Genomic DNA, 13341 nt, shown 5'->3' on the forward strand with positions numbered 1-13341 from the left:
GATTAAAAACCAACAAAAAATGCATTTCAAGAAATTGAAATGAGCTATTAAAAATTATAATTATACGAGTGGCGGGCGAAAAACTGTAAAAGAAACCGAAGTTGGTTTACTTGAAATAGTTGTAAATACTTGCTGATTTTCTTCTAAAAATTCAATTGAATTGAATTTGTATTGTGGAGTAAATTGTGTGTAAACTAATTCAAAATTTCCTTTAAAATTTAATTCTGATTTTTTTTCTGAATCTAATTTTTTTAAGCTTTTTTGAAGTTCACAACTACCATTACAAGTATTATTTACCAATTCTCGCTGAATACAAATTGTTCTTGCAATTTCGTCTTGATTTATTTTGAATGTAAAATAGACCATTATATTCCCAAAAGATGGAAATAAAAGTACGGCGGATAATAATATGGTAAATAAAAATTTCAAAAAAAATATTTTTGCAAAGTTAACTTTGATAAGTCTTATATCAAAGTGAAATTTCATAAAAAAATCCCCAACTGTTTTTACAATTGAGGATTAATTTTAATTATTGGTAAGTATTAGTCAACTAAAACCCATTCGCCAGAAGCTAATAAACTTTCTGCTTTTTTGAATTTCATTTCTTCAGTTTTTCCTGAAGAAACTTGTTGAATTGTAACTGTATCATTACGATTTATTTTTGGTTGATCACGAACTATAGTTTCTGTAACTTGACGTTGTTGTGTTTGTCCAGCTTCATGATTACGCTCTGCTAGCTCATCGCTGTTAAGAATTTCATCTTTACTTTCGATATAATTTTCTTTCTGACGAACGTGCGTTGCTTCCTGAATATTTTGTTGTTGTTGTGGCAAATCTCCTTTAAATAAGAATGAAATTACTTCTTTATTGATACCATCTAACATATTTTTAAACAATTTGAAAGCTTCAAATTTATAAATAAGCAAAGGGTCTTTTTGTTCGTGAACTGCTAGTTGAACAGATTGTTTCATTTCGTCCATTTTGCGTAAATGCTTTTTCCAAGCATCATCAACAATGGCGAGTGTGATATTTTTTTCAAAATCTGCAACCAATTGTTTTCCTTGACTGTCGTAAGCTTTTTTCAAATCGGTAACAACATTCAAAGATTTTACACCATCTGTAAATGGCACTATGATTCTCTCGAAATTATTACCTGGATTTTCGTATACGTTTCTAATAATTGGAAATGCTTCATGTGCATCACGAATATTTTTCTCTGCATAATATTCAGAAGCTGCTTTGTATGCTTTTCCTGTTAATTCTACATCAGAAAGTTTAGCAAATTCTGCTTGCGTAACTGGAGATGTAATAGATAGATTTTTAATTAAATCGAATTCAAAATTCTTGAAATCACCAGTTAATTTATTTTTTTCTACAATCACTTCACAAGTGTCATACATCATATTGGCAATGTCTAGTTTTAGACGTTCACCATGTAATGCGTGACGACGACGTTTGTACACAACTTCACGTTGAGAATTCATAACATCATCATATTCTAACAAACGTTTACGAGTTCCAAAGTTATTTTCCTCTACTTTTTTCTGAGCACGCTCGATAGATTTGGTCATCATAGAATGTTGAATCACTTCACCTTCTTTCAGTCCCATTCTGTCCATGATTTTGGCAACTCTATCAGAACCAAAAAGACGCATTAAGTTGTCTTCTAGCGATACATAAAATTGTGAACTTCCTGGATCACCTTGACGACCTGCACGACCACGTAACTGACGGTCGACACGACGAGAATCGTGACGTTCTGTACCAATAATTGCTAAACCTCCAGCTGCTTTTACTTCAGGAGTAAGTTTAATATCGGTACCACGACCAGCCATATTGGTTGCAATAGTTACAACGCCAGGTTTTCCTGCTTCTTCAACGATTTGTGCTTCTTGCTTGTGCATTTTTGCATTCAAAACATTATGTGGAATGTTTCTCATTTTAAGCATTCGGCTTAATAATTCAGAAATTTCTACCGATGTTGTACCAATAAGAACTGGTCTTCCAGATTGAGAAAGTTCTACAACATCTTCGATAACTGCATTAAATTTTTCACGAACCGAACGGTATATTAAGTCTTCTTTGTCAATACGTAACATGCCACGGTTGGTAGGAATCTCGACAACATCAAGTTTGTATATTTCCCAAAGCTCACCTGCTTCAGTAACTGCTGTTCCAGTCATACCAGCCAGTTTGCTGTACATTCTGAAATAATTTTGCAAAGTTACAGTAGCATATGTTTGGGTTGCGTCTTCAATTTTTACATTTTCTTTAGCTTCAATCGCTTGGTGTAATCCGTCCGAATAACGACGACCATCCATAATACGACCAGTTTGCTCATCTACAATCATTACTTTATTGTCCATCAATACATATTCTGTATCTTTTTCAAATAATGTATAAGCTTTTAGAAGTTGTGTTAATGTGTGAATACGCTCACTTTTTACACTAAAATCTTGAAATAATTTTTCTTTTTGCTCTCCTTGTTCTTCAACCGAAAGATTTAATTTTTCGATACGTGCAATTTCAGTTCCAATGTCTGGTAATACGAAGAAAGTATCTTCTGTGTCTTTAGACATGATTTCGATTCCGCTATCTGTCAATTCTACTTGATTGTTTTTTTCTTCAATAACAAAATATAATGCCTCATCTACTTTTGGCATTTCACGATTGTTATCGGACATGTATTGATTTTCAGTTTTTTGTAAAAGGGCTTTGATGCCTTCTTCACTCAAAAACTTAATTAATGCTTTGTTTTTAGGCAATGCTCTATGTGCTCTCAATAATTGAAAACCACCATCTTTAGTATTTCCTTCTTTTATTAAACGTTTTGCTTCGGTAAGGAAGCCATTTGCCAACTGACGTTGAATGTTTACTAAGTTGTCAATTTTTGGTTTCAATTCTGTAAATTCATGACGATCTCCATCTACAACTTGACCAGAAATAATTAATGGTGTACGAGCATCATCTATTAATACAGAATCGACCTCATCGACAATTGCAAAATTGTGTTTTCTTTGAACCAAATCTTCTGGCGAATGTGCCATATTATCTCGAAGATAATCGAAACCAAATTCGTTATTTGTTCCGTAAGTAATATCTGCATCATAGGCTTTACGACGTGCATCAGAGTTTGGTTGGTGCAAATCGATACAATCTACTAACAGGCCATGAAATTCGAATAAAGGTGCTTTCCAAGCGCTATCACGTTTTGCTAAATAGTCGTTTACTGTTACTAAATGTACACCGTTTCCAGTTAAAGCATTCAAATAAAGTGGAAGCGTAGCAACCAAAGTTTTACCTTCCCCAGTTTGCATTTCAGAAATTTTTCCTTGGTGTAATACAACTCCACCTATAAGCTGAACGTCATAGTGAATCATGTCCCAAGTAATTTCTTTTCCTGCAGCACTCCAAGAATTTGCCCAAACGGCAGTATCTCCAACAATATTAATATATGATTTTGTTGCCGAAAGTTCTCTGTCTTTTGCAGTGGCAGTAACAGTAACTTGTGAATTTTCTTTGAAACGTTTAGCTGTTTCCTTGATAACTGCAAAAGCTTCAGGAAGAATTTCGTTTAGTGTTTTTTCAGAAATTTCGTAAGCTTCTTTTTCAAGAATGTCAATTTGTGCATATACATCTTCACGAGCGTCGATATCCTGAATAGCTTCAACTTCAAGTTTTAAACTTTCAATTTTAGTATCTTTTTCAGAACGTGCTTTTTTAATTATTTCCTTAAAATGCGCCGTTTTAGCTCTTAATTCGTCGTGAGACAAATTACTCAAACTACTTTCTAAAGCTCTAATTTTAGCTATAATAGGCTGAATAGCCTTGACGTCTTTTTGAGATTTGTCGCCTACAAATACTTTTAATATATTGTTTATGAAACTCATAATAATTCTGTTTATAATTTTATATAATTAACCAAAAAAAAGTCTCGTGTAGAGACTTTTTTAATAGCTTTTATTTCTAATATTCATCCTCGTTCCAAAGATAATCTTCGTCGGTTGGATAATCAGGCCAAATTTCTTCCATCGATTCGTATGTTTCATCTTCGTCTTCGATAGATTGTAGGTTTTCTACAACTTCTAAAGGAGATCCAGTTCGTATAGCGTAGTCGATTAATTCGTCTTTGGTAGCAGGCCAAGGCGCATCACTTAAATAAGATGCTAATTCTAATGTCCAATACATTTTTGTTGAATTTTAATTTAATGCAAAAATAATTTTTCTACTGAAAAAATCAAGTTTTTTTTGATTTATTTTTAAATAAAGTTAAGAACGTGATTTAATTGCAGATTTTAGATTTCAGATTTTTGAAAGGAATTCATAAATCTAATATCACTTTCTCGGAATCCATTGTACTTCGTCAGCGCTTAATTCTGAGGTCAACTTTCGTGCCAAGACAAAAAGGTAGTCAGAAAGTCGGTTCAAATACTTAATTGCTATGTCAGCAACAGGTTCATTATGGCTTAAATGCACTGCTAATCGCTCGGCACGACGGCAAACGCAGCGAGCAATGTGACAATATGACACAGTTGTATGTCCGCCTGGTAGCACAAAATGTGTCATTTGCGGAAGAGAATCTTCCATAGTGTCGATTTCGGTTTCTAATAATTCGATGTCGCTTTCTATGATTCCGAGTTTTTGAAGACGTAATTCTCCGTTTTTCATGACTTCTTTTTCAGGCGGCGTAGCAAGTATTGCTCCAACAGTAAATAATCTATCTTGAATTTCGATAAGAATGTCTTTGTAATGTTGATTCATTTCTTGGTCACGAATCAATCCGATATAGGAATTTAATTCATCAACAGTTCCGTAACTTTCTATTCGAATATGGTCTTTTGGGACACGAGTTCCGCCAAAAAGTGCTGTGGTTCCTTTGTCTCCAGTTTTTGTGTATACTTTCATTTTGTTGTTGATTCGGTTATTTGTTGATTTGGTTATTCGTGAATTTGACAATCGAATAAACGAATATCCAAATCCACAAATTAACTATTTTGTAGTGTCACTTTCAATTAATCCATCACGTAAACGAATGATTCTATGAGCGTGCGCTGCGATTTCTTCTTCGTGAGTAACAAGGATTACGGTATTTCCGTTGGCATGAATTTCACCAAAAAGTTTCATTATTTCTTCCGATGTTTTACTGTCTAAATTCCCCGTTGGTTCATCAGCAAGAATGATTGATGGTTTGTTTACCAATGCTCTAGCAATAGCAACTCTTTGTCTTTGTCCTCCCGAAAGTTGGTTGGGTTGGTGGTCCATTCTATCTCCTAAATTTACTTGCTCGAGTACTTCGGTGGCACGAATATTGCGTTCAGATTTTGAAAATCCTGCATAAATCATTGGTAAAGCGACATTGTCTAAAGCAGTCGTTCTTGGCAAGAGGTTGAAAGTTTGAAAAACAAAACCTATTTCTTTGTTACGAATTTCTGCCAATTCATCATCAATCATCTGTGAAACATCTTTATTATTCAGAATATAAGTCCCAGAAGTTGGTGTGTCTAAACAACCCAAAAGATTCATTAATGTTGATTTTCCAGAACCTGACGGTCCCATGAGCGCTACATATTCGCCTTTGTTTATTTGTAAATCGATGCCTTTTAGGACATTGATGATTTCACTTCCGAGAACAAAATCTCGTTTGATGTTGGTTATTTTGATTAATGGATTTGCCATTTTTTTAGTTTAAAGTCTAAAGTTAAAAAGTTTAAGGTATAACTTGATGTATTAGACTAAAATTTTAGGATTATGTTACACTTTTTATATTCTAATCACAAAATGTTCTTTTTCCTGTTCTTCTCTAAAAAATACAATTCCCCATTGAAAAGTATCAATGGTGACTTTTACTTTTTCATGGTTTTTGATGATTTCCCATGCTTCTTCCATATCTTGTGACCAATGTATGTCATCGAAAATCCAAATAGAATTGTTTGTAATTGTTGGTAATAAAAGTTCGAAATAATCTAAAGTTGCTGTTTTAGAATGATTGCCGTCGAAATAAACTAATTGATAATTGATAGTTGATAATTGCTCCGCCAGTTCGCTAAAGCTCGTGTGATAATTTTTCAAATAACTTTCGAATTCAGTATTTATAAATTCAATATTTTGAAAATTTTGTAATTGCAATTGATTTTTCGCGATTGCCATTGTGTTTGGACATCCTTCTAACGTTGTGATTTTTGCATTATCATTTCCTAATGATAGGGCATAAGTTGCTAATCCTAAAGAAGTTCCAATTTCTAAAATCGAATTTGGCTGAAAATATTGGGCAATTCTAAACAATAATTTAGCTCTTTTTGACGTAATTCCTGCCGTTTTTGCAATTTTAGATATTTGACGTGTATTGGATTTAAAAACTCTCGAACCTGCTCCGAAATCCGTCACTTCAATTGTATTTTTATTCTCCAAAAGTGAGTTTCTGTATTTCTTTAGAAGTAAATATTGTGGTTTTGAAGATTTGTCATAAAAACATTTTGTAACCAAATCGAATACAAATGGAGAATGTACTCCATGTTCGTTTTTGGAGTTCCAGAGGAATTTTAAGTAGGCTTTTATTTGAAATAGCATAAATTATTACACAGAGATTTACAAAGAAAAAGACACGAAGATACACAGAGAAAATCCAATAAAAAACTTTAATTTTTCACAAAAGACTCTGAAAAAAAACTTCGTGAGCCTCTGTGTAAACTTTGTGAATCTCGGTGTAATATTTACCCTTCAATTTTTGCAGATAATTCGAACCAACGTTCTTCTCTATCTTCCATTTTATTAATAATATTTTCTAACTCTTTTGCTTTGGCAGAAATATCAGCATCAGCGACTTTTCCGTCCGAAAATAATTGCTCGATTGCGATTTTTTGAACTTCTAAGTCTTTAATTTCTCTTTCGATTTTTTGATATTCTTTTTGCTCATTGAAAGTCAAATTTCCTGTCGGATTGTTTTGTTTCCAATCTTTCTTTTCGGCTTTGTTTTCTTCTTTTTGAGCCACATCAGCACTGTCTTCATAAGCACGGAAATCTGAATAATTTCCTGGAAAATTTTCAATTTCTCCTTGACCTCTAAATACAAATAAATGATCTACGATTTTATCCATAAAATAACGGTCGTGAGAAACAACTAGCAAGCAGCCAGGGAAATCTAAAAGAAAACTTTCTAACACATTCAGAGTAACAATATCCAAATCATTGGTTGGCTCATCAAGAATCAAAAAGTTTGGATTCTGAATTAAAACCGTACACAAATACAAACGTTTTAGCTCTCCACCACTCAGTTTTTCTACAAAATCGTATTGTTTTTTACTGTCAAAAAGAAAACGCTCCAGCAATTGCGATGCCGAAATAATTTTACCTTTCATCAACGGGATATATTCACCATATTCCTTAATAACATCTATAACGCGTTGTCCTGGTTTTGGATTAATCCCGCTTTGGGTATAATATCCAATTTTAATGGTTTCTCCAACCACTACTTTTCCGCCATCTAGAGGAATTGTTTCGGTCAAAAGATTTAAAAAAGTCGATTTTCCTGTACCATTTTTACCAATAATTCCAATTCTGGCACCACGTTGAAAATCGTAACTAAAATTATCTAAAATAACATGATCGTTAAATTTTTTAGAAATCTTGTGAAGCTCAATAATCTTGCTTCCCATACGTTCCATGTTTATTTCGAGCTCTACAACATTGTCTTTTCTTCGACTTTCTGCTTTCTCTTTTATTAAATAAAAATCATCTTGACGAGATTTCGATTTTGTAGTTCTCGCTTTTGGCTGACGACGCATCCATGCCAATTCTTTTATAAACAAATTTTGAGCTTTGTCTATACTTGAATTTTCGGATGTAAGTCGTTCTTCTTTTTTTTCTAAATAATAAGAATAATTACCTTTATATTGGTATAATTTTCCGTTGTCTAGTTCAATAATTTCGTTACAAACACGCTCTAAAAAAAAACGGTCGTGAGTAACCATAAATAAGGTGATATTCTCTTTGGCAAAATAACTTTCTAACCATTCGATCATCTCTAAATCCAAGTGATTGGTAGGTTCATCCAAAATCAATAAATCGGGACGACTTATAAGAATGATAGCCAGCGAAAGTCGCTTTTTTTGACCACCCGACATGTTTTTAACCTTCAATTTAAAGTCTTCCAACTTTAATTTGAATAAAATTTGCTTGTATTGTGTTTCAAAATCCCAGGCATCATGGCGATCCATATCGTCAAATGCTTTTTGATACGCTTCACTATCATCTGGATTTTCGAGTGCTTTTTCGTAAGCCTCAATTACTTTTAACGTTTCATTGTCTGAAGCAAAAATGCTTTCCTCAATAGTTAATTCTTCTTGCAAATTATTATTTTGCGATAAAAATGCCATTTTAATACTTTTTCGGAGTATTACTTGTCCAGTATCTGGCTCTTCAATACCATTTATAATGCTCATTATAGTGGTTTTTCCGGAACCATTTTTGGCAATAAAAGCAATTTTTTGATCTTTGTTTATTCCAAAAGAAATGTCTTTAAACAAAGTTCGTTCACCAAAAGACTTAGAAATATTTTCTACAGATAAGTAATTCACAAGAGTATTTTTTTTGCAAAAGTAATTTATATTTGTCAAATGCAACTATCGATCATCATACTTAATTACAACGTTCGCTATTTTCTTGAGCTCTGCGTTATAAGCGTTCAAAAATCTATTGAAGTAATTGATGCGGAAATTATTGTAATCGATAATAATTCGTCTGATGACAGTTGCGAAATGATGAAAACTCGTTTCCCAAAGGTAAAACTCATCGAAAACAAAGAAAATTCAGGTTTTCCGAAAGGCAATAATATAGGAGTTGCACAAGCAAAAGGCGAATATGTTTGTATTCTTAATCCAGATACAGTGGTTGCTGAAGATACTTTTACAAAAATTTTGGCTTTCGCCGAAAGCCAAAAAAACTTGGGGATTGTAGGTTGTAAACTCATGGACGGAACAGGGAATTTTCTTCCAGAAAGCAAACGAGGCGTTCCAACTCCATTTGTGGCATTTACTAAAATTTTCGGAGTGTATAAATTTTCAAATTATTTCGGAAAATATTATGCGCAACACTTGCATGATAACGAAACAGGAAAAGTAGATATTTTGGTTGGTGCATTTATGGTTATGAAACGAGAATTGTATCTCGAAATTGGCGGTTTCGACGAAAATTGTTTCATGTATTCGGACGATATCGATTTGAGTTATATGGTTTTGCAAAAAGGTAAAACAAACTATTATTTCCACGAAACAACAGTAATTCATTATAAAGGAGAAAGTACAATTAAGGACGAAACGTATATGAAACGCTTTCAGGAAGCAATGAATTTCTTTTATAAAAAACATTTTAAAGTGTCAGTTTTCTTTTCTCTATTTATGAAAATAGGAATTCTTATTTTCTCATTTATCAAGATGTTTCAAGGCAAACAAAAAGCAAGGATTGCACCAGAAAGCTATGTTTTAATCTCAGATAATGAATTCTTAAAAGAAAAGCTTCAAACGAAATTAAAAAAAGAGGTGTTTCTTGTCGAAAAAGACAGTTTAAATATAGATTATTCGCAAAATTTACTTAAAAAAACGACTTATGAATTCGTATTTGATAATAATTATATCGATTTTAAAGAAATAATTCAAACAATGCGATTGAATAAAAATAAAAAAATCACTTTCAAAATACTTCCGCAAACTACTGATTTTCTTACAGGTAGCAATAGTAGTAATGATCGTGGAGAAGTAATTTTAATATCAGATTTTAAAAACTAGATTTCAAATTTTTTTTAATTGCTGTTAATTCGTGAAATTAGTGTTAAATTTATTATTTTTGCGTCATCAAAACCAAAAAACCTTTTAGGCAAACAATATGGCAAGATTTGAATTGAAACTTCCAAAAATGGGAGAAAGCGTTGCGGAAGCGACTATCACAAATTGGTTAAAACAAGTTGGGGACAAAATCGAAATGGACGAAGCGGTACTAGAAATAGCTACTGATAAAGTTGATAGTGAAGTTCCTAGTGAAGTTTCAGGGATATTGATAGAGCAATTATTTAACAAAGATGATTTAGTTCAAGTTGGACAAACCATAGCTATTATCGAAACAGAAGGGGGAGACGTTGTTGTTGCAAAACAAGAAGCAACTCCAATTGCCGTTGCAGATGTTGCTAAGACTGTAGAAACGGCGAAAGAATCAGTTTCAGCACCAGCTAATTTTTCAGATTCAGATAAATTCTTTTCTCCATTAGTGAAAAACATCGCTAAAGAAGAAGGTGTTTCTGTAGCTGAATTAGAAAGTATTTCGGGTTCAGGAAAAGATGGAAGAATTACTAAAGAAGATCTTTTAAATTACATAAAAAATAGAGGAAATCAGCCTGCTGTTGCCCCGATAGCTATCGGGACTGCTCCAGTTGTTGCAACTCAAAATGTAGCTCCAGTAGCACAAAAGGCAGCTCCGGTTTCTGTAAATGGAGGTGACGAAATCGTTGAAATGGACAGAATGCGTAAGCTTATTTCTGGTTACATGGTTGCATCAGTACAAACATCGGCACACGTACAATCGTTTATCGAAGTCGATGTGACAAATATCGTAAAATGGAGAAATAAAGTTAAAGATGCTTTTGAAAAAAGAGAAGGCGAAAAACTAACTTTCACACCAATTATGATGGAAGCGGTGGCAAAAGCGTTAAAAGATTTTCCAGGAATGAATATTTCGGTTGATGGTGATTATATCATCAAAAAGAAAAATATCAATCTAGGAATGGCAGCAGCTTTACCAAACGGAAACTTAATCGTTCCAGTTATAAAAAATGCGGACCAATTAAACTTGGTAGGCATGGCAAAAGCGGTAAACGATTTAGGAAATCGTGCAAAAGCAGGAAAATTAAAACCAGACGATACACAAGGCGGAACTTATACCGTGACAAATGTTGGGACTTTTGGTTCGGTTTTCGGAACACCAATTATCAACCAGCCACAAGTAGGAATTCTAGCTCTTGGAGCGATTCGTAAAGTGCCAGCAGTTATCGAAACTCCAGAAGGAGATTTCATCGGAATTCGTCAAAAAATGTTCCTTTCGCACTCATATGATCACCGAGTTGTAGATGGTGCATTAGGAGGAAGCTTCGTAAAACGCGTTGCAGATTATCTTGAAGCATTTGATGTAAATAGAGATTTCTAAATAATAAATAACAGTACAATAAAGCGATTCAAATTTTGAGTCGCTTTTTTTTAGGAGCTAATCCTGCTTTCCGTTACAATCTTTTTTCTCTCGTTAAAAAAAACGAGATCAAAAAAGGATTTTCACAGCAAACGAAGTACGCTGATCTCCTCTGAAAATAAAAGTACAGTGAAGTAATCAGGGCTAGAAATAAACGATTGTTACTAAATGTGCATTTATTTAATCTGCGAAAACCCGTTTTATCCATCTCATATGTAGTCAAAAAAAGAAAAAATAAATCATTGTAAAATTGTTAAATTCATCTTTAAACTTTTACATTTGTATTTACACAAACATACCAAATGGAACTCAAATTAACACGTCCAATCTGCTTTTTCGATCTAGAAACCACAGGAATCGATATAGGAAAAGACAGAATTGTAGAAATATCAGTATTTAAAGTTTTCCCAAACGGAAACAAAGAAAGTAAAACATGGTTGGTAAATCCTACCATTCCAATTCCCGCACAAACTACAGCAGTTCATGGAATAACAGATGAAAAAGTAGCTAACGAACCAATTTTCAACGAATTGGCTTCGCAAGTTTATAATATGATAAAAGATTCAGATTTAGCAGGGTTTAATTCTGATAGATTCGATATTCCATTATTAGCAGAAGAATTACTTCGTGCTGGCGTCGATTTTGATATGAAAGGAAGAGTTTCTGTCGATGTGCAAACTGTTTTTCATAAAATGGAAGAACGTACTCTAAGTGCTGCTCTAAAATTTTATACTGGAAAATCATTAGAAAATGCTCATTCTGCCGAAGCAGATACCATGGCAACGTACGAAATTCTAAAAGCACAACTTGATCGTTATCCTGAATTAGAAAATGATATGAAATCGCTTTCAGAATTCACAACCCGAAAAAAAATTGCTGATTTTGCTGGAATGATAGCTTTCGACAAGGATAATGAAGAAATTTTCACCTTCGGTAAACACAAAGGGGCAAAAGTAGATAAGGTTCTAGAAACCGAACCAGGTTATTTTAGTTGGATTCAAAATGCTGATTTTCCTTTATACACCAAAAAAGTTTTAACAGCAATTAAGCTTCGAAAACTGAATACTAAATAATTTAATCTTTCAATTTTTGAATCATTAAATTTTCAATTTTAAGAAATGAAAATAATTTGCATAGGAAGAAATTATACCGAACACATAGCTGAGTTACAGAACGAAAGACCAACAGAACCTGTGGTTTTTTTGAAACCAGATTCAGCAGTATTGCTCAAACAACATCCGTTTGTAATTCCAGAATTTTCGGATGATATTCATCACGAAATAGAAATTATTGTACGTATAAATAAAGTTGGAAAATATATCGATGCCAAGTTTGCGCATAAATATTATGACGAAATTAGTGTTGGAATCGATTTTACAGCCCGTGATTTACAACAAAAACTAAAAGACAAAGGTTTGCCTTGGGAAAAAGCAAAAGCTTTTGACGGTTCAGCGGTTATAGGGGACTTTATATCGATAAAAGTTTTTAATTCGCTAGAAAATCTTAAATTTGAATTAACCAATAATGGAGAGACGGTTCAAAAAGGAAATACAGCAAATATGTTATGGAAAATAGATGAGTTAATCGCTTATGTTTCTCAATATTTCACCTTAAAAATTGGCGATATTATTTTTACTGGAACGCCAGCAGGAGTTGCAAAAGTAAATTCTAATGATGTTTTAGAAGGTTTTTTAGAAGAAAATAAATTATTTAGAATTCAAGTAAAGTAAAGTATGGCAATACATTATAATTTAGCAAAAGTTTATGCAATATCTGACGATGACAAAGATTTTGTACTTCAATTAATTAATTTGTTTATTGAAGAAGTCCCGTTAGATGTTGAGCAAATTAAAGTGGGAATAAACGCAAAGGATCATTCCCATACTTATGGTTATGCTCATAAAGTAAAACCTACACTCGATTTATTGGGAATGGAAGCTTCCTTTGAAGAAATCCTACAAATAGAACAATGGACAAAAGATAAAGGTAAGAAAAAAGAAATTAAAGAAATATACAAAAGTATGTCAGCTCGTATAGATTTGGCTTTAGCTGAGATTAAAAAAGATTTTAGTTTGTAGGATTTGATTTTAAATTATTTAAAATGAATAATTCTAT

12 protein-coding genes are annotated in these 13341 nt (G+C 33.0%); 5 read left to right on the top strand and 7 right to left on the bottom strand.

Going from position 1 to position 13341, the window contains the following annotated elements; all coding sequences use genetic code 11:
• Positions 1 to 60: 60 nt before the first annotated feature.
• The 7 genes from ACH2BP_RS10270 to ACH2BP_RS10300 form a co-directional block, all read right to left on the bottom strand.
• Positions 61 to 429: a hypothetical protein gene (locus ACH2BP_RS10270; protein ID WP_395059564.1), complete on the bottom strand. Its 369-nt coding sequence runs from the start codon at positions 427 to 429 to the stop codon at positions 61 to 63.
• Between the two features lie 113 nt (positions 430 to 542).
• Positions 543 to 3890 (bottom strand): preprotein translocase subunit SecA, encoded by a 3348-nt coding sequence (gene secA, locus ACH2BP_RS10275; RefSeq protein ID WP_395059566.1) that lies wholly within the window; start codon positions 3888 to 3890, stop codon positions 543 to 545.
• Between the two features lie 76 nt (positions 3891 to 3966).
• Entirely contained in the window at positions 3967 to 4188 is a 222-nt protein-coding gene (locus ACH2BP_RS10280; RefSeq protein WP_395047665.1) for a DUF2795 domain-containing protein, read from the bottom strand.
• 147 nt (positions 4189 to 4335) lie between these two features.
• Complete coding sequence (locus tag ACH2BP_RS10285) at positions 4336 to 4905, bottom strand: cob(I)yrinic acid a,c-diamide adenosyltransferase (protein ID WP_395059568.1); 570 nt, start codon at positions 4903 to 4905, stop codon at positions 4336 to 4338.
• Between the two features lie 84 nt (positions 4906 to 4989).
• Positions 4990 to 5676, bottom strand: coding sequence for an ABC transporter ATP-binding protein (locus ACH2BP_RS10290; protein WP_395047667.1), 687 nt, complete (start codon positions 5674 to 5676; stop codon positions 4990 to 4992).
• An 84-nt stretch (positions 5677 to 5760) separates the two neighbouring features.
• A complete protein-coding gene (locus ACH2BP_RS10295; protein WP_395059570.1) occupies positions 5761 to 6567 on the bottom strand; it encodes an O-methyltransferase in 807 nt (268 codons plus the stop codon).
• 143 nt (positions 6568 to 6710) lie between these two features.
• Positions 6711 to 8573, bottom strand: a complete 1863-nt coding sequence (locus tag ACH2BP_RS10300; protein WP_395059572.1) for an ABC-F family ATP-binding cassette domain-containing protein — start codon at positions 8571 to 8573, stop codon at positions 6711 to 6713.
• 39 nt (positions 8574 to 8612) lie between these two features.
• Between ACH2BP_RS10300 and ACH2BP_RS10305 the strand changes: the two genes are divergently transcribed.
• The 5 genes from ACH2BP_RS10305 to ACH2BP_RS10325 all read left to right on the top strand — a co-directional run bounded on the left by ACH2BP_RS10305 (position 8613) and on the right by ACH2BP_RS10325 (position 13304).
• Positions 8613 to 9779: a glycosyltransferase family 2 protein gene (locus tag ACH2BP_RS10305; RefSeq protein ID WP_395059574.1), complete on the top strand. Its 1167-nt coding sequence runs from the start codon at positions 8613 to 8615 to the stop codon at positions 9777 to 9779.
• Positions 9780 to 9876: 97 nt separating this feature from the next.
• Entirely contained in the window at positions 9877 to 11187 is a 1311-nt protein-coding gene (locus ACH2BP_RS10310) for a dihydrolipoamide acetyltransferase family protein (RefSeq protein ID WP_395059576.1), read from the top strand.
• Positions 11188 to 11528: 341 nt separating this feature from the next.
• Complete coding sequence (locus ACH2BP_RS10315; protein ID WP_395059578.1) at positions 11529 to 12299, top strand: exonuclease domain-containing protein; 771 nt, start codon at positions 11529 to 11531, stop codon at positions 12297 to 12299.
• A gap of 45 nt (positions 12300 to 12344) precedes the next feature.
• Positions 12345 to 12956, top strand: a complete 612-nt coding sequence (locus tag ACH2BP_RS10320; RefSeq protein ID WP_395059580.1) for a fumarylacetoacetate hydrolase family protein — start codon at positions 12345 to 12347, stop codon at positions 12954 to 12956.
• Between the two features lie 3 nt (positions 12957 to 12959).
• The gene (locus ACH2BP_RS10325; RefSeq protein WP_395059582.1) at positions 12960 to 13304 is read left to right on the top strand and encodes a histidine kinase; all 345 of its coding nucleotides are present in this window, start codon (positions 12960 to 12962) and stop codon (positions 13302 to 13304) included.
• Positions 13305 to 13341: the final 37 nt, after the last annotated feature.

The organism is Flavobacterium sp. (assembly GCF_043756175.1).
Lineage (GTDB): Bacteria > Bacteroidota > Bacteroidia > Flavobacteriales > Flavobacteriaceae > Flavobacterium.